Source organism: uncultured Cellulomonas sp., assembly GCF_963527515.1.
Classification (GTDB): Bacteria; Actinomycetota; Actinomycetes; order Actinomycetales; family Cellulomonadaceae; genus Cellulomonas.
Genome location: NZ_CAURTV010000001.1, coordinates 104,645 through 125,349 on the forward strand (window position 1 = coordinate 104,645; position 20,705 = coordinate 125,349).

Annotated in this window: 20 protein-coding genes and 1 riboswitch; of the genes, 6 read left to right on the top strand and 14 right to left on the bottom strand. The window is 67.9% G+C overall.

Translation table 11 applies throughout. The annotated features are described in order from the left end of the window. Positions 1-338: 338 nt before the first annotated feature. The 3 genes from RYN42_RS00440 (at position 339) to RYN42_RS00450 (ending at position 3,125) form a co-directional block, all read left to right on the top strand. A complete protein-coding gene (locus RYN42_RS00440) occupies positions 339-605 on the top strand; it encodes a hypothetical protein (RefSeq protein WP_315092785.1) in 267 nt (88 codons plus the stop codon). Then, complete coding sequence (locus RYN42_RS00445; protein ID WP_315092787.1) at positions 602-1,987, top strand: hypothetical protein; 1,386 nt, start codon at positions 602-604, stop codon at positions 1,985-1,987. The genes RYN42_RS00440 and RYN42_RS00445 overlap by 4 nt, the downstream gene beginning before the upstream one ends. Positions 1,988-2,327: 340 nt before the next feature. Then, a complete protein-coding gene (locus RYN42_RS00450; RefSeq protein ID WP_315092789.1) occupies positions 2,328-3,125 on the top strand; it encodes a hypothetical protein in 798 nt (265 codons plus the stop codon). A 74-nt stretch (positions 3,126-3,199) separates the two neighbouring features. Here RYN42_RS00450 and RYN42_RS00455 read toward each other — a convergent pair whose 3' ends face one another. The 3 genes from RYN42_RS00455 to RYN42_RS00465 form a co-directional block, all read right to left on the bottom strand. Further along, positions 3,200-3,331, bottom strand: coding sequence for a hypothetical protein (locus tag RYN42_RS00455; RefSeq protein ID WP_315092791.1), 132 nt, complete (start codon positions 3,329-3,331; stop codon positions 3,200-3,202). Between the two features lie 345 nt (positions 3,332-3,676). Then, the gene (locus tag RYN42_RS00460; RefSeq protein ID WP_315092792.1) at positions 3,677-4,747 is read right to left on the bottom strand and encodes a hypothetical protein; all 1,071 of its coding nucleotides are present in this window, start codon (positions 4,745-4,747) and stop codon (positions 3,677-3,679) included. A 739-nt stretch (positions 4,748-5,486) separates the two neighbouring features. Then, positions 5,487-5,744: a hypothetical protein gene (locus tag RYN42_RS00465; protein WP_315092793.1), complete on the bottom strand. Its 258-nt coding sequence runs from the start codon at positions 5,742-5,744 to the stop codon at positions 5,487-5,489. 176 nt (positions 5,745-5,920) lie between these two features. On the opposite strand from RYN42_RS00465, the gene RYN42_RS00470 reads away from it, so the two are divergent. After that, a complete protein-coding gene (locus tag RYN42_RS00470) occupies positions 5,921-6,958 on the top strand; it encodes a hypothetical protein (RefSeq protein ID WP_315092794.1) in 1,038 nt (345 codons plus the stop codon). 292 nt (positions 6,959-7,250) lie between these two features. On the opposite strand, the gene RYN42_RS00475 is transcribed toward RYN42_RS00470, so the two are convergent. Beyond that, on the bottom strand, positions 7,251-8,474 hold the full coding sequence (locus tag RYN42_RS00475; protein WP_315092795.1) for a hypothetical protein: 1,224 nt from the start codon (positions 8,472-8,474) through the stop codon (positions 7,251-7,253). Positions 8,475-8,875: 401 nt separating this feature from the next. Further along, a complete protein-coding gene (locus tag RYN42_RS00480; RefSeq protein ID WP_315092797.1) occupies positions 8,876-9,304 on the bottom strand; it encodes a TIGR03668 family PPOX class F420-dependent oxidoreductase in 429 nt (142 codons plus the stop codon). A 227-nt stretch (positions 9,305-9,531) separates the two neighbouring features. On the opposite strand from RYN42_RS00480, the gene RYN42_RS00485 reads away from it, so the two are divergent. After that, positions 9,532-10,509 (top strand): hypothetical protein, encoded by a 978-nt coding sequence (locus tag RYN42_RS00485; protein ID WP_315092799.1) that lies wholly within the window; start codon positions 9,532-9,534, stop codon positions 10,507-10,509. A gap of 341 nt (positions 10,510-10,850) precedes the next feature. Here the strand turns inward: RYN42_RS00485 and RYN42_RS00490 are convergent, their stop codons facing one another. Beyond that, the gene (locus tag RYN42_RS00490) at positions 10,851-11,876 is read right to left on the bottom strand and encodes a GlxA family transcriptional regulator (protein WP_315092801.1); all 1,026 of its coding nucleotides are present in this window, start codon (positions 11,874-11,876) and stop codon (positions 10,851-10,853) included. 629 nt (positions 11,877-12,505) lie between these two features. Between RYN42_RS00490 and RYN42_RS00495 the strand changes: the two genes are divergently transcribed. Further along, complete coding sequence (locus RYN42_RS00495; protein WP_315092803.1) at positions 12,506-13,396, top strand: alpha/beta hydrolase; 891 nt, start codon at positions 12,506-12,508, stop codon at positions 13,394-13,396. Between the two features lie 63 nt (positions 13,397-13,459). Here RYN42_RS00495 and RYN42_RS20225 read toward each other — a convergent pair whose 3' ends face one another. The 8 genes from RYN42_RS20225 to RYN42_RS00530 form a co-directional block, all read right to left on the bottom strand. Then, positions 13,460-13,621, bottom strand: a complete 162-nt coding sequence (locus tag RYN42_RS20225) for a DUF1059 domain-containing protein (RefSeq protein WP_399552351.1) — start codon at positions 13,619-13,621, stop codon at positions 13,460-13,462. 751 nt (positions 13,622-14,372) lie between these two features. Next, positions 14,373-15,713: a M23 family metallopeptidase gene (locus RYN42_RS00500; protein WP_315092805.1), complete on the bottom strand. Its 1,341-nt coding sequence runs from the start codon at positions 15,711-15,713 to the stop codon at positions 14,373-14,375. A 310-nt stretch (positions 15,714-16,023) separates the two neighbouring features. After that, entirely contained in the window at positions 16,024-16,728 is a 705-nt protein-coding gene (locus RYN42_RS00505) for a DUF3105 domain-containing protein (RefSeq protein WP_315092806.1), read from the bottom strand. 280 nt (positions 16,729-17,008) lie between these two features. Next, positions 17,009-17,473 (bottom strand): M15 family metallopeptidase, encoded by a 465-nt coding sequence (locus RYN42_RS00510; protein WP_315092807.1) that lies wholly within the window; start codon positions 17,471-17,473, stop codon positions 17,009-17,011. Positions 17,474-18,100: 627 nt separating this feature from the next. Further along, positions 18,101-18,433 (bottom strand): hypothetical protein, encoded by a 333-nt coding sequence (locus RYN42_RS00515; RefSeq protein ID WP_315092808.1) that lies wholly within the window; start codon positions 18,431-18,433, stop codon positions 18,101-18,103. 109 nt (positions 18,434-18,542) lie between these two features. Further along, complete coding sequence (locus RYN42_RS00520; protein WP_315092809.1) at positions 18,543-19,307, bottom strand: C40 family peptidase; 765 nt, start codon at positions 19,305-19,307, stop codon at positions 18,543-18,545. A 2-nt stretch (positions 19,308-19,309) separates the two neighbouring features. Further along, positions 19,310-19,487, bottom strand: a riboswitch (cyclic di-AMP (ydaO/yuaA leader). Positions 19,488-19,634: 147 nt separating this feature from the next. Further along, positions 19,635-19,865, bottom strand: coding sequence for an SHOCT domain-containing protein (locus RYN42_RS00525; protein ID WP_235522385.1), 231 nt, complete (start codon positions 19,863-19,865; stop codon positions 19,635-19,637). Positions 19,866-20,018: 153 nt separating this feature from the next. Further along, positions 20,019-20,627 (bottom strand): DUF305 domain-containing protein, encoded by a 609-nt coding sequence (locus RYN42_RS00530; protein WP_315092810.1) that lies wholly within the window; start codon positions 20,625-20,627, stop codon positions 20,019-20,021. Positions 20,628-20,705 lie beyond the last annotated feature (78 nt).

A 20,705-nucleotide genomic window follows, 5' to 3' on the forward strand; every position in this document is an offset into this window, starting at 1 on the left:
CGCCCGTTGGCGCACCTACATCTGTGATCCGTCGTCATCAACATCCCCGTCGATCGATCACACGGGCCGGAACGCGACTGGTTGTCCACAGCCCGGGCACTGATCGCTCGGACGCTGGGCGGCTGGCACCAAAGTCGCAATTGAGTACGGGCGCCGAACGAGGACTCCCCGGAGGAACGATGTCTGTCGGATGGATTGCACCCGCAGGAGCACTGCTCGAGCAGACGCCCGCGACGTGGTCAGGACTCTGGTCGCTGCTCTACACGGCCGGCCACTCAACACTTCGCCTAAGCCTCGTCGCGTACTTCGCTGACGGAGTCGAGCTTGCCTACATCGCGATGGACCTGCGCGAAGCTCGCGACGAGCTGGAGTGGCTGCACGAAGGCCTCGCCGCCGACGCGCCGGCGATGGATCTCGGCCCCCTCCGGCCGGGCGAAGATCACCAGGCGGCGCGCGACGTCGTTCAGAGGCTCATCGACCTCGCGCTCGACGTCAGCCACCTCCTCGCGGAGCGGAGCGTCGACGGCGCCGAGCTCTCATGCCTCACTCGCGTCGAGCACCGCCTACGAACCGCCCACGCGAAGATCGCTGGCGTCCGGCCGTGACCACGTATGGCGCGCTGATGGAGCAAGCCGCGCGACACATCCACGCCGGCGCCTCCCAGACCGCGGCCCACCGATTCAACGACCTCCGAGACGCCCACCTCGCTGTTGCGTCGTTCCACGGTCTACTCGACGCGATAGAGCGGCACGTCTGGCACCTGGTCAACCCCGCGAGAGCGACGACGATTTACGGCACCAGCGCACCCCCGCAGGGCACAGACCCCGTCGAGTACGCCGCATTGCGTATGGTCACCGCTATCCCGACGCTCGAAGACAAGGACCACCGCCTGCCCCCGATCCCGCAGCCGATCGACCACCCTTGGTCCGACGCAGCCAGGGCGCTCGGCGCGGCGGTTGACCTGCTCGCGACGCACACCGACGCAGCCGGGTCGTCGCGCTCCCCCGACGGTCCTCTCGTGTGGGACTTCGCCGCCCGCCGACGAGCACTTGGCCGCGTCGCGGACTTGACGGGGGCCGTGCTGAGCGGAGCGGACACTCTCGGCTTGCGCGTCGGACAGGCCGGAACGCATTGGTCAAGTGTGCGGCGCTGGATCCCAGCCTTCGACGAAGCACGCGCATGGGCAGCCGATGCAGTGCACCAGGCGAAGGATCGGACCGGGGCCGGCCCTCTCGACGAAATCGGCCTGGCCAACCCGTCCATCCGCAGGGCCAACGAGCTCCTCGAGCTCGCCGATCGAATCGGCCGGCTCCGCCGATCGGCCTGGGGCGCCCTTTCCCATCCGGACTTCTCCGTCACGACACTGCACGACTTCGCCGGCGTCGGGCTCGCGGTCAACGCCCACTGTGCCGCCTTCTACGGTGTCGATCTGCGACAGGTAGCCGACGACCCAGCGCTCGCCCAGGTGCCGCAGATCGTCCGCGCTCGAGCATGGCAGCGCGTACTCGGCGATCTCCACGACGTCATCTCGCCCGGCCCGGGTGACCCGACGGTTCGCGCCGATGCACTCGCCGTGCGCCATCTCCTCGCTCAGACGGCACCACTGACCGGGTCTTCTCTTGGTCTGGTGGCGAGCCACGAACTTGATCGTCGCGCTGTGGGTGCAGTGGTCAACGGGGCTGTCGAGACGATGAGCCAGATCGCCGCCTGGAACTCGATGACCTACAACCGCCTCGCTCGCTCGGGCCACGTCCGGATCCGGGCTGCCAACCTCACCGGCGAACAGATCACCGACTCTCCCGAGCTCGCCGCCGCAAAACTGCGAGGGACGAGCGTTGCCGTCACACCAGCGCTCCACGAGCGTGCACTTGTCCACTACCGCGATGCCGCGGAGCGAATCACCGTTGGATCCGGCCACTCCAATACCGCATCGGCACTAGCGTCCACGCCGGGAGCGTTAGTGATCAGCCGCGCTCACTCCATGTGAAGCACGCCGACTGGGTCTGACCGAGCGCCGGAGCTGGTACCTCACGCTGCGGCGGACGCCGAGCCGCCTGGCCGGAGCAGAATCTGGCATTCGCTCTCTGCCTTCGCCGGCGGGTGTCGTCCTGCACTGCGATGAGGGCGAACGTCATTGGCGACAGTGCGCCGTCCACTGTCAGCCTTGACATACCACTAGATGCTTGAGGCGCCACCGCCGACGAGACGGTCGCGACGGGAGACTCCGCCACCCACGGATCCGTCACGCCGTCGTCAGACGTCTAGGCACACGCTCGAAGGGCGTGGCGTCTCAGGCCACATCCGCGCCGATGACTACCTTGTCTCCCGTGTACAAGAGCCGGCATGGCAACCCGATTCGGAAGCTCCAGAAGCGTGCGCTGAATGACAGCAACTCGCTCACGGCTCTTCTGCGCGAAGTGCTCGTCCTAGGCGGGCAGACCGGATCTCAGGAGCTCGTGGACTGGGCTAGGCGAGAACTGGACGGGTACGGCCGTGACGACTCACTGCCAGGGTACCGACGAGTCTCCGTCCCGCTGCTGATGGACGGTGTTACGCACAACGCGCACGTGAAAGGGCAGGCCCTAGCTCCGTTTCGGCTTCCGGACTTCGCACGCGATCATGTGACAAACGAGCTGGACCTCCGGATGTCCATCTCTGAGATCGAGCACCTCGCGAAGGTCACTCCGCGCGGCGACGTGGTCCGACTCGCGCCGCCCGGTGCCGACGATCTCGTCGTCTACATGAACGACATGGGGAACTGGAACGGCCATGTCGAACGCATCTACTGGGCTGCTTCGCCGGTCGTCTTCATAGGCATCGTGGAGGGCGTTCGCACGTCGCTTGTGTCCCTGACTGCTCAGATGGAGCTCATCAAGGCCCCGGACGCGATCGTGCCTTCGTCGGAGGCCACATCCGACTCAGTGTCGGTCGTGATCTACGGCGACCGGAGCAAGATCAAGAACCTCACAATCAACAATGCGGACCGCGGGAGTTCGATCACGAACACTGGTGCGGGGGCATCGCCGCCTTCGCCTTACCGACGGTGGGCGGTCATAGGCGGTGGTCTGCTGGCAGTCGTCACGGCGGTGTTTACCCTTATGCAGGTGCAGGGATGGGCTTTCTGAGCCCGCGGTGGGGCGAGCGACAGCCCGCGATCGCCGACCACCTTCGAGCGCGTCACTCACCTGCGTCTGCGGGCTCAAAGAAAACGCACCAATGTGCTGTCGACCCAGATGACCTTTGAACCTTCCGTCGCAGGGTCGGCTGGCGACGCGTTGAGCACGCCGTCGACGTCGAGGAACCACACGACGGGCCCGACTTCCGTGTCCACGTGCGCACCATCGCATGGACGCACAGGTCGCTGAGGCAGGCGGCCTCGAGTCGCAGCCTGCAGCGCTCCCGTTCTCAACTTGCGCGGCGTCTACTTGCTGCGATCGTGACCGATCTTTGAAGACCGGCTACGGAACACTCGGTATGCGGCGCGACCGCCGTCCGTCGGCGTGCGAGCTAGGGCGATCGTCGTGATCTCGCCGCCCTTGACAGTAGGCAGCAGATCGGGACGGCGGGCATCGGCCCTCGGCGTCGTTGCCGCCGCGTTGACGTCTCGCTCACTCATCGCGATTCCTCCTCTACCAACATCTTCAGCATACGAGTCCTGCGGCGAACGAGTGATGGTTCAGGTTCGCTCCCGCGCCACGGATGGCCCGATCACCATCAGCCCAACCAGCACAGTTGCCGCGACTGCCACTGTCCACCACAGGACTGAGATGAACGACTCGTGCAGTTCGCCGACGATACTGCCGGCAACCGACATGAGCCCCGCCGCGCATCCGATCATCGCCAACCTCAGCGGCCCGAGCAGCCAGACAGCCAGCGCGCTCTCTGTGCCGCCAGCCGCGAACCCAATCACCACTGCCGGAACCGCGAGGAGGAGAGCCGCCGCCCCGTCGGAGGACTCGAGCAGGGCACCTTTGGCGCCGGGAAGGAAGATCGCAAGCCAGACCATGATCGCGGTAGTAGCCGCGGACAGTAGAGCAGTGGTCCAGACGCGGGAACGAGCAACAGACAACTCGACGGTGGCTGGCGACTCCGGCGGCCGGTCGTAGCTGTCATGCGCGTGCGCGACGGAGATCAGGGTGCGGTCATCCTTTTGAGACCCATCGGGCCTCCCCGGGCATGGAGGAAGCTCGAGGCGTTGGCAATCGATCTGCGGCGGCGTGTGAAACTCCAGGTGGTACGAGCTCGTGTCGCTCGCGCCAGTCGTCCGGAGCTCAAGCGTGCGACTGCGCAGCCCGAATCCCGCGGCGACGCGGCCAAGAAAACTGCCCTTGCCGGCCGGCGTGACACCCCAATGGAACGAGAACTTCAGCACCTGTCGCTCACCAGCGCGCTTCGCCGGCAGCAGGCCAACGAGTAGAAAACCGCGACGAAAGTCGTTCAAGAGAGCAAGTGCAATCGTCGGTGGCGAGTCCTCGCTCCACAGTCGACGGCCGTCGACCGTTCCGGTTGCAATGAGACGGTCGGCCGACTCGGCATCTGTTGAGCCATGGTGGGACACAGGGCCGACAAGGATCTCGATCGCGGACCTCAGCTCGTCCGTCACGTCGACGCGGCTCAGCTCGAAGGCAAGTTCGACGACCGCCTTGGCGAGCGCCGCGTTCTCGCCCATGGTGAGAATCGGAATCGGAAGGCCATCCGCCGTCTTGGTGTCGAATTCGCGGAGAGGCCCCTTGGCAACGAAGGTCATCGGTACCAAGACCGCTCCGGTGACGCGCGAGATTCGGCGCTTGCCTCGATCTCGCCGTACGTACGCGAGTCTTGGATCGGGCGGAGGCGAACAGTCCATTGAGTGCCTAATCCTCCCCCTCTCACCTTCCATTGGATGGACACTCTCGACTCGCCGATAGCACCATTCGCTCCATCCTGCGACGGCGTCAAGAACGGCCTCGGCGAGCCGCGCGTCGACCTCGAGCATTCTCGTCTCCAGCTTGACGACCGTCGGATTAGTGCTTCAACCAGCACGTTAGTGGGCGCGTCACCTCCGACGCCGGTCAACGCGCGATACCGACATGGACGCCTTGCCCGCGAGATGCGGTCGGTTGACCGCCGCCCCCGTGCGAGGCCGCCACGGGGGCACCGGCGCCTAATCCAACTTGCGACCTCGAGTACAGGAAGTAACCCTCAGGACGTCGCCCGTCCTACTGCAGGCGGCCCCATCGGTGACTCTTCGCCGAGCCCGGCGAACCCGCCCCACAGTTCTCTCGTGCGAGCGCCTAACACCCGGCGACACTCACTCGACGACCGGACCCCAGTTCCGGGTCCTCGGTCGACGCTGGCTACGCCCACGTCTCACGACCGTGAACCACATCCCCGTTGCGCTGCCACGGCCGCCGCTACCTGGATCACGTCGGCGCAACTGTCCAGAAACCGGTTCAGGCTTCCCGCGTCTCCGATCGCCCACCAAGTGACGGCGTCGCTGCTCACACCTACGGGTCCCCCGGTGCGATGAGCTGGTTCAGCGTCGCAGCCGCTCCCAATGCGCCGCCGACACCGGTTCCGAGGCCGACGAGGACCTGGACGGCGACGTGCGCGTCGTGCACCGACCACACCGCGACGGCGGCCGCGGCCGCGCCGCACAGAAGCGCAATGGCCCAGATCACCGCCGAACGTACCGTCAGTAAGTACGTCGAGCTCGCAGCTGCAGGAGTCGCAGGTGAAGAGGCGGTGGGGGTCTTGGCGGCCATCGTGGTGCTCCCTGTCGGTGAGTCGTGACGTTCTGGTGACAGGTATGGCCCTGTTTCTGGACCCGGTCAACTACACTTGCACCGCAGGACAACCCGCCAGGCGAAGAGTCATCGCTTCGAAGCAACGAAGTCGTAGTCAGGCGGGTTGATCGGTTCGGTTCGATACGGGAGAACTCGTGGGCATCCTGGCCGACTTCGACCTCACGCCTAGCCCCGGGAGCACCGAACGGGCCCTACTGGCCAAGCGCGCGCGACGCCTCGCGGTCCGGTCCTCGGCTACCAGTTCCGGCGAAGGGTGGCTCCTGTCGGCGCAGTGGGCCACCGACAACCTCGAGCGGCTGGCCGGTGTAGTTCCCGCTGACCTGCTCATCCGACGCGAGTTCTCCTGGCGATCGACCGACCCCGCGGTGCCGATCAGCGACCGCAAGCCTCCCGGACGGGAACACCGGCCGTCCGCGACACGCATCCTGGACTCGCGCGGGGCGGCGCTGCGGCTGTACCTGACGATCCTCGCCGTAGCGCACAAGGCCGTGCGGCGGACAGCGACGCCCGCGACCGACCTACCGCTGATGGGCGACTTGGGGTGGGTCGACTTGGTCGCGGGTCGCCTCAAGAAGCAGGGTGCTCCGCGGATGGCAGCCAGCGACCGTGACGACCGGCTGCGCACAGTGCACGCCGCGCTGCGCTCTCTGCAGGCCGCGGGCCTGATCGAGTTGCCCAACGACGGAAAGCCGAAGGGCACCTACGAAGGATTCGTCCCGCTGCGCGAAGGTGGGCTCCTCGTGCCAGCCGCCGTGCGGTACACGGTGCCCACCGCGAAGAACAACCCGATGTCGCTGCCCTATACGTTCATCAGCAACGGGTGGGTCCACCTGCTCGAGGACAGCGAGATCGCCCTGCTGCTGATGGCCGCGTGCGGCTTAGGGTCCCTCACTGTGCCCGGGCTCCAGCCAGGGTGGGTTGCCATCCCTGCAAGCACGCGTCTGGCCCGGTACGGGCTGAGCCGGGACACGTTCGACGCACACCGGATGCTAAGGCGGTTCGGGCTGCTCGACGTGTACGGCGTCGGGCGCCACGACGAAGATATGTCCCGGGTGCGTGAGTTCGGCACGAAGGAACCGCAGCTACACAGGCTGCACCTGCGTCGCGAAGGGTTCGCAGAGCGCGCGTTCGATGTCGTGCCACGCGAGGTGGCCCGGCGCCTCAAGGAGTAGCCGGGCGACCCTGATGCCCGGTCAGGAGCAGTACTTGGCCCTCGAGTGCTCGGGTGAGGTGGCGATGTGCCGCCCCGACGTCGACGGGGTGTTCAGACCCAGCCGCCGGCAATCGGCTCAAGCGACCCGGTGGGTGGCCGATGCGGCGCGCGAGGTTGCCGTCGCGCATGCTTGGGTTGGGGTCAGGACGGTCACGGCCACCGCGGGGCATAACCCCTGCTCGGGAACCCGTCGACAAGCGCCCAAACTTCACGACAGTCGGCAGACGGGCGCGAAGTTCTCGGCCGAGACGTCAGACGCCCTCCAGACTCCTCCAGTCGGGCGAGTTGCCCCAGAGGTCACCCCAAGTGGCCGGATCGGCTCCGGGCCCCTGTGCTGGTTCGCGCGCGCCGGCGTACTGGTACTCCAGGTAGTTGCCGTCTAGCGCCACAAGTGCCAGTGCCAAGACCCAGCCACTGACCGTGGTGCGCCATCCCCACCATTCCTGGCCATTCAAGTCGACCTGACTACGCAACCCGTGTTCTTCGGCAAGACCATGGCGCACGAAGTCCTTCGGCCCGAGCAGCTTCGCCAGGATCCGAGCGTGGAATCGTCCGTCCTTCCGGTGGTGACCCATTTGGCATGTCGAGACCCACCGCAGCGCTTCGCGTGTCTCCTTGAACTCACGATCGTCGAGTCGTTGGCCCTGCTCGTTCACGTCACCGCTGCCGGCTCGCTCTCCCTGAGCTGCGGCCCTCCGCTCGACAGCGATGGCGCTTGCGAGCGGCATCGCCCACTCGCAGATTGCGTCGAGCAGCGACCAGCACTTGGCACTGATCACCTTGGTGTCGTAGGCCAGCTCGCGACCGTGCAAGATCCCGTGCCGCGACAGCGATCCCCGCGCCTGTGTCTCATGAAGACCGGCGACGAACGGGACTCGTTGGGCGGGTAGCGCCGCGGGAAGAGACACCAGTCGCGCGGAATCCTCCACATCAGCCATCCGCTGCTTACTCGTAGAGAAGAACAAGCGCCCTTCGGCCACGTCGGCGGTGATTCCCTCCACCTGGGCCAAGAGGAGCGGCACTGACGCCTCGTACGAGCCTGAATGATGATGCGCGCGAGCCTTCAGAAGAAGGCGTCGCCGATGCTGTGACATCTCGCGCATGTGATTGTCGGCCGCCCCGAGGCTTCCAACCCGCGCTACAACACGCCCGGTCCGTGTGTCGTCGTCCCACAGGTCCGCGAGCAACAGGTCACCCTCTTCGCCCTTACCGGCATCACTAAGCGCCGTCGCCTGAGCCAACACCCGCGTCGGCATCGATCCAATGCTCCAGCCGCGTGCACTGAGCACGTCGAGGTTCGCCGCAGCTCCCCCAACAAGTAGCTCGTACTGCTCGCGTAGTTCGGCCAGTTCAGCGAACGGTCCACCCAGGAATGCCAAACCCGCGAGTGCGTCAAGCGCGTCTACCGGGACCCCAAGTTGAATCGCAGCCTCGAGCTGATCGCGCGTGCTCGGCGTCTGGGGAGAAGAGGTCACGCGGAGAGTAGATCCCCTCGTGCTTCCGGGCTCAAGGGCTCCTGCAGCCTGGAGCCTCGAAGACGACCTGTGACGTGCACGACGGCGACGGTCCCCGTCCAGCCCGATGCCGGCTACGTCTTCTCCACCGTCATGTTCACCGATGCGGCCGGCGCGGGTTGAGATCGCTACGACGGCGGGATCGAGAGCGTGGACTCCGAAGATGACGAGAGCAGCGAACTACCCGACGGGACTACACGGACACCGAGGCATCGGTGGGGCCGACAACGGTCCACCGGTTTGGCGCGCTCGAGCTGCAGCCCGTGACGACCGGTGAATGTGGCTAGCTCCTGTCCCAGCTCAGTAGACCGACCTCCCCGACACCTGGCAAGGGTGCGAAATGTGCAGCGGGCGGGTTCTTCTCAGGCCCCCGTGGCCGACCAGCCCGTCCAGCGGTGCACCGTCGCCCACACAACGGGCGCGGTCGGCTCGATCTCGGTGTACTGCTGGTAGCGGGCGGCCAGCGCGGCCAGTGCGCGACCATGTCGGTCGCCGTCCCTGATGACGGTGGCTTCAGCGTCCGCCCGGACCCACCACATCCGAGCCCAGTCGTCGTCGTATCGGTCCACCAGGAACGCGACCCGCGGGTTCTCGGCAATGGTGCGGAGCCGTCGCAGGGCAGTAGTCCGCTTGGGTTTGTGGTCGACGGCGTGGACGAGGACGGTGTCGTCGAGGAGTGCGAATGTCACCGGCACGAGGTGCGGCTGGTCGTCGGCCCCGGTTGAAGCCAGGACGGCTCGCCGGCCGGACCCGAAGCGGCGGCGGCACTCGGCGGGGTCCGTGACGTCCATGTGTCCAGCGTGGCGGACACGCACGGGTCGGTCGACCGGTGGCTACGAGGCGTCGATGTCGACCTCGCACCCCAAGGGCTGCGCTGTGGAGATGGAGTCAGAACAGCACTCACCTGCCGGATAGCGCACCGGGAATGGGCCGCCGATCGAGTTCGTCGACCGTACCCATCATCCTAAACACACTCGACGTCCAAGCATCGGCACCGGCGTTCGGGAGAGAATGAGACGTGGAACGACCGATTGACTTCTCCCGCGGCCGCTACCTGCTCTGCGGGCAATGCGGTCGCCGGTGGGTTGTCGATCTCGACTGGATCGATCGGTGGGAACAAGCCCGGGAATTCTGTCCAGGTTGCGGCGTCACCTGCGAAGTGGCGACTGCGCCACGCGTGACGGTCGACCCGGACGATCCCGCCTTGGCGGACGAAGTCGTCGCCGAACTCGTCTGGTATCACACCAGTACTCAATCGGATTGGCCGAAGCACGACTTCAATCCCGCGGCGGAACTGACTCAGGAGACCCGGTTAAGGATGGGCGGGGACCATCACGTCGCCGCCTGGGCCGAACGGCAGAGAGCCAAGGCGCTGCATGTCGGCACCTACGAAGCAGCCATCCACAACATGCTGCGACGCATCGACCACCAGGCGGATCACGGCAGCCAGTTCTACCTTTACCGCGTCCGCCTCGTGCCCAGCATCACGGTGCGGGAAGGATGGCTCATCGACCCGAGCGATTTTGTCGGCGACGTTGTCTTGGGCGAAGTCTGTCCACCTGGAGTCGATGTTGCCCGCTACCTCAACTACCACGAGGACCCTGGCGCACTCTCACTCGCGCTCGGCCGGTCCGCAATAGCCTCCACACAGCAGATCGCGATCCCATCGCTGTCCGGCGATGATTCCGGTTGGGCCGATGTCGCCGTGGATGAGCTCGAGCTTGCTGCCGCGACGTCGCCGTCTCCTGCCGGGTCTCGCCCCACTTGGGGGCGCGGCACAGCGTCCCCGAAGAGGGGAAGAGCGCGTGAACTGGCCGCGCCTCTCGCGCAGCGACTGCCCGTGAACCTGCGGCGGCAGTTCGAAGCGGCAGCCGCGTTCGACGACAGTCAACAGCCGGAAGCGTGGGCCCGGTACGTCGTGGGGCTCATGAGCTTGCTTCTCACGCCTCAGCGAGTCTTAGCCGAACTTGACCGGGAGACCGGTCGGGGCCTCTGAACCACGACTCGACTGAGGGCTCACACGCTGCATGCATGGCCATGCATCAGCTCAAGGCTGAGAACGGCTCTGACAGGACCTTGGATCGTGTAGCAACCCGTTTGCGTTCGCTCGCGTTCGCTGGCGTTCGTCAGGGTCCGCGATGGCTCACGACCTGCGCAAACGATCGCTGGCGGACGCAGACGGACGCCGTTCTTCTGCCTGACACTCAAGAGGTCAATGCGCGTCGACGCCACGAACCGCGCTTCTCCCGCTCATTTCGATCGGTCGTGCCGCTGCTCCGCGACGTGCGACCTGGACTTCGCCGCAGGCAGGTGTGCTGTCTTAACGAGCGCACCAGGTCAACGACCGCGGTCCGAGGCTGTCTCACGGAAGTGGTGGCGATGTGCGCCTGGCGTCGTACCGAGCCGTCGCTGAAAGCTCCGGTTCATGGACTCGGGTGTTCCGAAACCGCACGCCTTGGCGATCTGCTCGATGGTCCTGCTGGTGGTCTCGAGCAGACGGCAGGCGGACTCGAGCCGAACAGCTTCGACGTGCGACGCCGCCGTCTCCCCCACCTCTGACTTGAAGACACGGGTGAACTGCCGTTCGGAGAGGTTGACGTGACGGGCCAGCGCGGGGACCGAGAGGTCGTCGGCCAGGTGGTCGCGGATCCACGCCAGGAGGTCACGGACCGGTTCCGTGTCGGCGGTCTGTCCGGCCAGCAGAGCGGAGAACTGCGCCTGCCCACCGGAGCGCTGCAGGTAGACGACCAACTGCCGTGCGACGGTGGCCGCAGCCTGATGGCCGTGGTCGTCGGCAACCAGCGCGAGCGCCAGGTCGATGCCGGCGGTGACGCCCGCGGAGGTCCACACGTTGCCGTCGTGCACGTAGATGGCGTCGCGGTCGACGGTGACGTCCGCGTAGGTGTCGCCGAGTAGTCCGCACTCGGCCCAGTGGGTGGTGGCACGTCGTCCCGCTAGCAGGCCGGCTGCCGCGAGCACGAACGCGCCGGAGCAGACGGACGTCACGCGACGGGCGTCGGTGGCGAGCCGTCGGACCTCGCCGAGAAGCTCGGCGTCCGTGACGACGGTGCCCATGTCGGCGCCGCCGGCGACGACGAGGGTGTCGATTGGACCGGTGACGTCGCCGACCGGGGTGGACGCGAACTCCAAACCGCAGCTGGGACGGACCGCGCCGCCTCGGGTGGTCACGACCTGCCCGCGGTACCGGGCGGCGGGCAAGAGTCGAGACGCGGTCGAGAACACCTCTAGCGGACCTGTGACATCGAGTATCTGGGCTCCGTCGAAGGTCACGATGACGACGCCTCGTGCGACGGCCGGGGCGACCGCCGGCTCGCGCAAGTGCGGGTCCGTCGACCCGGTCATCGGGACTCCATCTGCCGACCGTACGCCGCGGGCGCGGTGGCCGAAATCGTCAACAACGCGTCCTGGTGGCCAGGCTGCTCCCGCCCCACGCTGGAGAGGAGACATCGTCTCCCTGACCCACCTACCACCGAGCCACGACGTCCGCCGCTCGACGTCGGAAGAAGGCAGCCATGACCACCATCGCCACTCCTCCCGCTCCCGAGGCCGCGCCGTCCACGACTCGGATGAGCCCCCCAGTCGTCCGGCCCCGTGCGTCTAGGGGGCACATCGGCTGGATCGTGGCTGGCACGTTCGCCGCCGGCCTCCTTGCGGCTGCACTCCTCGTGGCTGCCCCGTTCATCCCACCGACCGAGGCTGGGCTCACCGGTGCGGTCCTGTGCGGGCTGGCGCTGGGCTGGGCGCTGTTGGCCGTGCTCTCGACGCGCTTCACCGACCAGCCACAGAGGTGGGCCGCGGCTCCTGCCCTGGTCATGGGGCTGAGCGGCCTCGTCCTGATCGCGTTCGGCTCCTCGGTCCTCGAGTTCCTCAGCTGGGTGTGGCCTCCCGTCATGCTGTCCTTGGCCGCCTGGATGCTCGTCTGCGCCCGTCGACACCTGCACAGCCCGAGCCGACGCTGGCTGGTCTACCCCGTGCTCGCCGTCCTGGCGCTCGCCTCGCTCGGCGGCGGCTACCAGACCGTGCGCGCGGCCGTGGAGGCGAGCGCCAACGCCATGCCTGGTCAGCTCTTCGACGTCGGCGGGCACAGCCTGCACCTGAGCTGCACCGGCTCCGGCAGCCCGACAGTCGTCCTCGAACCAGGTGCCGGCATGGTCTCCGCGCAGCTCGGCCTCATCACACCCACCGTTGCTCACGAGACCCGGGTCTGCGTCTACGACCGGGCGGGGCGCGGCTGGAGCGGGCCCGCTGAGACCCGCCAGGACGCGACGCAGATCGCCACCGACCTGCACACCCTGCTGGAGCGCGCTCACGTCCCGGGACCGTATCTGCTGGCAGGTCACTCCTTCGGCGGCCTCTACGTCCTGACCTTCGCCGCGCGCTACCCCGACGAGGTCGCCGGCATGGTGCTGGTGGACTCCACGGCCCCGGCATCCGAAGCGGACGCGACGGCGACAGCGGCAGACGACGGGGGTTCTTCCGATCTCGCCAACCGTGCTGTCACGCTGGTCTCTACCTCAGCCCGTCTCGGCCTCACCCGCCTGATCGACCAGCCGACTCCGAGTGACGTGCGCAGCACGATCGAGGAGTACGGCCAGGGCGGCTCCTCCACCCGGGAAGCGGCATCGCTGCGTGACTTCGCCGGCAAGCCGTTGGTCGTCTTGACCGCGGGCATCGGCCATGACGCCGACGCGTTGGTCGCGCAGGATGCTTTGGCAACTCTGTCCACCGCCAGCGCCCACCGCGTCATTGACGACGTCGACCACCTCGGGATGATCGCCGACGAGAACGGAGCAGACGCCACCACCCGAGCGATCCTTGACGTCGTCACCTCGATCCGGGCCGCCGTGCCACTGACCGACTAGCCGCAGGGCACTCCCACGCGACGCTGAAACGTGCTCGGTCGGACGCCCGACGACGGCCCTGATCTAGGGGTTGTGCCGCCGGATGCGGGTGACGACGTGCTCACGTGGAGGTGTATGTCCGTGGACGCTCGACGCGTGTTCGGTGGCAAGGTCGACGAGTTCGTCCTCGGACCCGGCGCTCAAGACGACGTCGCATGCGTGGCAGGTGAGTTCAAGAGGCATCATTTCAACCTTTCGGTCTGTCGATTACATGCTGCTCGTGAGCGCTAGGGAGGTGCTCCTGTCCAGGCCTGCCTCAAGTGAGCCACGTCGCCAGGGCGTCGGTCGACTCCTCGCCGGCCACCCGCTCGAGCCACACCGGCCGACTTGATCGATGCCGTACGGATCGCGCTGACCGGGCGAAGATGTCACCGCGGTTGCTCTCGTCGAGACCCTCGGCCGGCGTGAAGTGGGCGTGCGAGACGGATCCGACTTCGCAGCCGAGCGGCCCCTCAGCCTGCGACTCTCGCGTCGCGAGTGGACAGCGCCGTAAGCGTCCGCTCGAGCTTGCGGCGCGGGAGCCGGCCGGCGGAGAAGTACACGTCGTCGACGAGGACCAATGGTGCGAGTGGCGGACGGTGTCGTTCGACGAGGTACCGCCCGACGTCGGAGCGAGCGCCCAGCACGTCGACCTCGATCGGGTGGTCCTTGGCAAGCTCAGCCAGGATCGTGCTCGCCTCGTCACAGAGGTGGCACGCAGACGTCTGCACAAGGGTGATCCGCACAAGTGGACGGGGTGGAACATACACGGGCACTCCCTTGCCTCTCGCTGATCCACCCAGTGTCACCCACGGTCTGCGAGCCACTGCTCGAGGTTCGATCAAGGTTTCATGAAACCGTCCTCGCGACCTCGCCGGTGATCCGGTTCTTGGGGCCTGCCGCGTCGTCGGGTTGACCAACGATCGACATGGCTAGTGGGCGAGTGCGATGACGCCAGCTAGAGGCCCAGCAATGGTCGTGGGTTCACAGTCGAGCCGTTGACGTACACCTCGAAGTGCAGGTGGCAGGCGCCGGACAACCCGGTGTTGCCGGAGTAGCCGATGAGCTGGCCCTTGGCGACGCTCTGTCCGGCTTTGACAACCGAGCGGGTGAGGTGGTTGGAGCTGCTCATCACCGCGTTCCCCTGGACCGTCCCGTAGTCGAGCATCACCTGGTTGCCGAAGCCGTTGCGCCACTGCGACCAGAGCACGGTCCCGGCGCGCGGCGCGTACAGAGCGGTGTTGCACCCGGTCCGCAGGTCGATGCCGGCGTGTAGGCGCACGTACCCAAGAATTGGGTGCAGCCGCATCCCGTACTCCGACGTGACGTACATCGGGTTGATCGCGGTCGGGTTGCCGAACAGAGCTCCAGAGACGGACCCCGACGGCGGTTGCACCGGCGTCGGCGGAGGTGGGGGTGGTGGCTCTCGGCCGGCCGCTTCTGCGGCGGCTCTCGCGGCAGCCTCGGCGGCGGCCCGTGCCGCTGCCTCGGCAGCCTCGCGGGCGGCCCGTTGCTCGGCGATGATCGCGACGAGGTCGCGCTCGATGGCCGCCTGCTGGGCGTCGATCTCAGCCTGCTCGGTCTCGGCCTGGGACTTGAGCGCCGCGATCACGTCCCGCTTGGCGCTCTGGTCCGCGATGAGCTGGGTGATCTCGTCCTCGTGCGCCTGCGCGACGCTCCGGGCCTCGTCGGCGGCGACAACCTTGGCTTCGGCCTGCTGCTTGAGCACGGCCACGCGGTCGGTGACGGCACTCAGGCGGGCCTCGCTGTTGCGATTGGTGGCGTCCACCTCGCGCAGCTCGTTCAGGATCCGCGACTGACTCGCCAGGGCCGCGTCGACGAGGCGGGCGTTGTCGAGGAAGTCGGTGGCGTTCTCGGCGTCGAGCATGACGTCCAGGGCGGAGAGACCGGGTCCGCCGCGGTACGCCTCGCGCGCCATCGCACCCAGGGCGTCACGAAGCTCGGCCTCGTCGGCACGGTCAGCAGCGATGGTGGCCGTCAGGCTGCCTCGAAGGTCGGTCGCGTCCTGCAGTCGGCTGGCGACCATGGCTGCCTCACGCTGGGTGGCCTCCAGGGCGGCGCGGGCAGCTTCCAGCTCGGCCTTTGCCTCGGGAAGGCGTGCTTCGGTGGCCTGGAGGTCGAGGGCCGCCTGACTCAGCTCGCTGCTGAGTCCCTCGATGGACGCCTCCAGCTCCTCGGCGCGTCGCTCGGCGGCGGCACTGCGGCGCTCCGCTTCTGCACGGCGGTCGTCGATGCCGTCGGCGTAGCTCGCCCCTCCGGTACCCATCAGTGCGATCACGGCGGCGAGGAGAACCGCACCCACCCGCCGCCTGAGGCGACGGGTGGACACGGCGGAAGGGGGCGGCGGCGTACCGCGAAAGCGCGTCGACATGTGCGGGGTGGCCGGGATCGGGAGCAGGGTGTCAGGCGCGGCCGCCCGCAGGCTACGTGCGTGACGTCGCGCCCCGAGGGCGTGACACGCGACCGCGACCTCTGGTTCACCCCGGCCTGCATCCGATCGCTCCCGATCAGGCGGGAACTGGGTGCTCCTGATCTCGGTCCTGGCCTCTCGCCCCTCGGGCGTGACACGCGCCTCGCCCTTCGTGGCTCTACCCACCGACGCCCTCGCACGAGGCGCCGGGCTCGGGGGCTTGCTCTCCCTGGAGGTAGCGGGTGAGGAACGGCTCCAGTCGCGCGTCGTCGACAGAAGGAAGCTCCAGTCGGACGCCCCAGGCCGTGGCGACCAGCGGTGCCGCCAGTCCTTCGTAGGGGCTGACCAGCAGGTAGGGGTTCTCGTCAGCCAGTACGCGCAGTCTCTCCGCTCCGGCGTCGCCGAGGCCTGGCCGGTAGGCGATCCACACCGCGCCGTGCTCGAGGGAGTGCACGGCATTCTCGTCTCGGATCGGCTCGCTGTAGAACCCGCAAGTCTGCGGGAGCGGGTCGTGGTCCCCGCCGACGGGGGGCAGCAGCGTGCCCTGCTCGGCCAGGTCCTCGAGTGCGGGCGTGGGCTCGGCGGTCGGCTGGGTGACGTCCGCGTACTGCACGTCTCCTTCGACGTGCGTGGCCGCCGACACCGGGAGTTCCTGCTCACCCTCGATGGGGGCGCTCGCCACGGCCTCGACGGCATCATTGCGCCGCTGCTCGTTGGTGAGGATGACGACCGTGGGAATGATCAGTGCGAGCAGCGTTGCGGCCACGATCCCGACGATGAGCACCGTCCGACGGCGCTCCGCGCGCTTCTGGGCGGCCTGGAGCTGCAGCAGGCGTTCCTTGCGGGCTGCTCGGTCGTTCGAACGCTTGCCGTCTGGGCTCACGTGGGCTCCTAGGTGTTGTGCTTCGAGGCCCGCGCCAGACGCGTTCGGGTCTTCCCGAACCGGCACCGGGGGTCGGGCTTGCCCACGATGGGCTATCGGCAAGGCGTTTTCGCTTGCCGAACGACGAAGATTTGCTGAAGACGCGCGTCCCGACGGAACTCCTGCTCGCGCAGGCCTGCACGGAGTTGGCGTGCGGCATTCAGGGCGAGCAGTGCGCTCGGGATTCGGGCCGCCCTGGCAACCCGCGTCAAGGTCCCCGGCCGGCGGACGCCTGCCACGCTCAGAAGCCGTCGGCCAGTGCCTCGACTCCAGGGACGAACTCCCAGTGCCAGGGCTCGTATGGGCCGTCTCCGCCGCGGTGCGCCCAGTCGGGGTTCGCCCACCCGTAGACGGGACCGACGTCATGAAGCCACCTCCCCCGCTCTCCGGCGTATGCCTCGGGGCACAGGTCGACCGCGAGGCCCCACCCGTGGTTGCTCTGGCCGGCAGGTGCCGCCAGGCCACCCTTCTGGGAGCGAAGCGCTGCTTGTTCCTCGATGGTGCGATACCCGGACGACAGGCAGATCGGCTCGCCGAACCGGGCGGTGTAGGCGGAGTTCAGGTCGGTGATGGTCGCGACCGCGTCCGCACGGTCCCTGTACGGCTTCTGCCACAGGTCGCACAGGTCGGACTTGGCCAGGCGCCCGTTGCTCCCGCGGCCGCTGAAGATCCCGGTGCAGTCCGGCAGCTCGGCGCGGTCGGCCATCCGCGACGCGACGACCCCGCCTTCGCGAGGGTTCTCAGCGCTCAGCAAGGACGCCGGCGGAGTCGGAGAGTCTGGAGCGCTCAGCACCTGCACGGTCGTGGGTCCCGTGACCACCGGAGCGGACGCTTGGGCAGGACCCGGATCCCCCCACGGTTGCAGTGCAACGAACACAGCCACCATCGTCGCGAGCAATCCGGCCCTCACCAGCGACGCAGGGTTTCGGTTCCGAGCGACCCGCGTTCCAACAGATCTACGGTCCTCGTGGCGCAGAGAGCGCCGCGTGGGGAGCGGTCCTTCCCTGAGCGACGAGCTCACGCGGCCGTCCGTCGGGCCGAAGCGGTGACGTCATCGATGTCCGGCCAGCGCTTCGTGGTCGTCATGGCCCGCCTGTCTCTTCACAGGGATCGGCCGTAGCGGCCGTGCGCGACCGTCGCGCCTCTTCGATCATCGGCGTGGATGACGAACTCCTGCCTGCGACGCCGTCAAGGTTCCATGAAGATGCCCCATCGGAGCCGCATCTGGGGGTCGGCGAAGCGCTCCCGCGACCGCCTCCGCCTCCGCCTGACGTGTTTCTCGCGGCGCTGGGAAGCGGCCGAGGAGTATCACCAACTGATGCTGGCGGGACGACTAGGGCGACACCTGGCCCGCATGCTCCTTCGACCTGTCGATGACGAGCGGCTCGAGGCTGGCGGGCATGGGCGCGCGTCCAGGTCCGCCCTGGTCGAGCCAGTTCGCCAGCGCGCCGGTCAACTCATCGCCAGCGACCCGCTCCAGCCACACAGGGCGGCCCGATCGGCGCCGCCCTGATCGCGCAGAACGGGCGACGATGACGTCGCCTCGATTGCACTCGTCGAGGCACTCGGCCAACGTCAGACGCGCGACGCCGAGCGAGTCGAGCTCGCGGAGGCGAGCGAGCTGGCCGCCTGCACGCTCGTCAGAGTCGCCCAGAGTCTCGCCCACGCATAGGGAGCACGCTGTCAGGCCGGGCTTGGACGGCCGAGCCGCAGTGCCACTTCCACCGGGAAGTACAGGCCGCAGTGAAGTGTCGGGATTGCCGGGCAACGGACCGTCAGCCCACTCGGATGAAGATCGGGCTGGACTGCCAGATCTCCCTGATCTGGATCGTCTTGCCGGGGCGGGGGGCGTCGACCTGGAGGCCGTCACCCGCGTAGATCGCGATGTGGCCCGGGGACCAGATCAGATCGCCGGGCTGCGCGTCGGCGCGCGAGACGACGGTGCCGACGTTGCGCTGCGCGGAGGAGGTGCGCGGCAGCGAGATGCCGACCTGCGCGAAGACGTAGGACGTGAAGCCGGAGCAGTCGAAGCCGTCGGGGGTCGAGCCGCCGTAGACGTAGGGCACCCCGACGTAGCGGGCGGCGATCTCGACGATCGCGTTGCCGTTGGCGCTCGCCGGCACGGCGACCGTGGGCTCGGCGGTCGCTGTCGCCGCGGCCGGTGCGGCTGCGCGCTCACGGGACCGAGAAACCTGCGGCTCCGGCTCCGGCTCCGGCTCCGGCGCGGGGGCCGGCGCAACGGCGGTCACGGCGGGCGCCTCGAATGTCCATTCGACGTTCGAGGGCGCAACCACCTGCTGCTCGAGAACCGCGCGGGCGTCCTGCGTCAGTCGCGCGGTGTCCACCGAGCCGCTGAGCGAGCCGGCTTCCGAGGTGCGCGCCGCGAAGGCGGGGGTGCCGGACATCGACATGACGAGACCGGAGGTGATGACGGCGGCTGCTGATCGTCTGCCGGCCGTCGCCATGCCGTCGGCGGATGCCGCGGCGAGGTCGTCGAGGGCAGTCAGCGGGCGGCGGGCGGCGCGGTGGCGTGCGGGCATGGGTGTCCTCTCGGACGCCTGCGAGGTGAGCTGTCGGGTTCGGGAGAGAGTCGCCCGGCCAGTGGTGCTGGCTTCACCCCAAGGACGCTGCTGGAGCGTCCACGATCTTGGTTCCCCCGTCCCTGCCATCGATGATCTGCGGAGTCTTCGGGCGGTGGCAGGGCTCGGCGCCCACCAGAAGACCGTGCCAGGGGTGTCCCGGCTCCGACGATGGTAGGCATCGATCCGGTCGCGTCCGGCCGTCACCCGCCTGACTTCATGAAACCTTCATGAGCGCAGGACGAACGGCCAGACGCTATGCCGTACGCGGACGCAGGCTTGCTTCCCTCACTGATCCCGTGGCTGCCGCGTCCCCGGTCCATGCAGCGCGGCTCGCCGGCTGGTGAACTCGGCCTCGTCGATCTCACCGCGAGCGAACCGGTCCGCAAGCACGCTGTCGGGACTCGGGAGCGTTCGATCAGAGCCCCCCGGAACCTGCTGGGTGCCGGAGGCGCTGCGCACGATCCAGACGACGAGCGCCGCGACCAAGCCCCAGAAGACCAGCATCATCAGCGCCATCGTCACCCAACCACCAGCGCCCCATCCGCCGTGTCCCCACCACATCATGACGAACCACCTCTCGGTCGTGAGGCCAGGCGCGAGCACCGACCTCCTCGTTCCACGCTGCGCCGGCCCGACCTGTCCACGTAGGGGCGAACGTCCCGAGCTCCGTCAGAGACCGGCCAGCAGGTTCTGCATCTCCGTGATCTCCGCTGTCTGGGCGTCGATGATGGTGCCGGCGAGGGCCATCGCGTCGGGGTTCGAGCCCTCGGCCTTCTCCTGCTCGGACATCTCGATGGCGCCGCGGTGGTGCGCCACCATGCGCTCGAGGAATGCTCGGTCGAACTCGGCACCCTCGAGTGCGTCGAGCTCCTCCATGACCTCGGACTGGCTCATGCCATCCATGTCCATCCCGCCCATGTCCATGCCACCCATGTCCGTGTCGTGCCCGGTCTCTTCGCCCCAGCTGGTGAGCCAGCCGGTCATCAGGTCGATCTCGGGGCCCTGTGCGGCCTGGATCCGCTCGGCGAGCGCCTTCACCTCTGGCGTCGAAGCGCGTTCGACGGCGACCTCAGCCATCTCGACGGCGCCCTCGTGGTGGAGGATCATCAGCTGCGCGAACTGCGTGTCTGCGTCGTTGTGAGTCGCCGCCGCGCTCTGCGCGCTCTCTCCGTTGGTCGGGGAGTCGCCCGAGTCCGTGCTGCTGGAGCAGGCTGCCAGGGCGACGGAGAGGGCGACAGCTGTGGCCGCGGCGGTCAATCGGCGGCGCATCGGGTTCATCGGTCAGGTCTCCCTCGAGCGGTTGCGAAACATGTAGGCCATCTACCTTCGCTCGTGACCCTGTCGCTAGCGTCGTCG

Excerpts from the sequence above, each read along its gene's own strand:
- RYN42_RS00520 (WP_315092809.1), bottom strand. The coding sequence starts at position 19,307 with ATGCCCGCACGCCACCGCGCCGCCCGCCGCCCGCTGACTGCCCTCGAC.
- RYN42_RS00440 (WP_315092785.1), top strand. The coding sequence starts at position 339 with ATGGACCTGCGCGAAGCTCGCGACGAGCTGGAGTGGCTGCACGAAGGC.
- RYN42_RS00510 (WP_315092807.1), bottom strand. The coding sequence starts at position 17,473 with ATGGCCGACCGCGCCGAGCTGCCGGACTGCACCGGGATCTTCAGCGGC.
- RYN42_RS00530 (WP_315092810.1), bottom strand. The coding sequence starts at position 20,627 with ATGAACCCGATGCGCCGCCGATTGACCGCCGCGGCCACAGCTGTCGCC.
- RYN42_RS00490 (WP_315092801.1), bottom strand. The coding sequence starts at position 11,876 with ATGACCGGGTCGACGGACCCGCACTTGCGCGAGCCGGCGGTCGCCCCG.
- RYN42_RS00525 (WP_235522385.1), bottom strand. The coding sequence starts at position 19,865 with ATGGCGCTGATGATGCTGGTCTTCTGGGGCTTGGTCGCGGCGCTCGTC.
- RYN42_RS00480 (WP_315092797.1), bottom strand. The coding sequence starts at position 9,304 with ATGGACGTCACGGACCCCGCCGAGTGCCGCCGCCGCTTCGGGTCCGGC.
- RYN42_RS20225 (WP_399552351.1), bottom strand. The coding sequence starts at position 13,621 with ATGATGCCTCTTGAACTCACCTGCCACGCATGCGACGTCGTCTTGAGC.
- RYN42_RS00465 (WP_315092793.1), bottom strand. The coding sequence starts at position 5,744 with ATGGCCGCCAAGACCCCCACCGCCTCTTCACCTGCGACTCCTGCAGCT.
- RYN42_RS00460 (WP_315092792.1), bottom strand. The coding sequence starts at position 4,747 with ATGACCTTCGTTGCCAAGGGGCCTCTCCGCGAATTCGACACCAAGACG.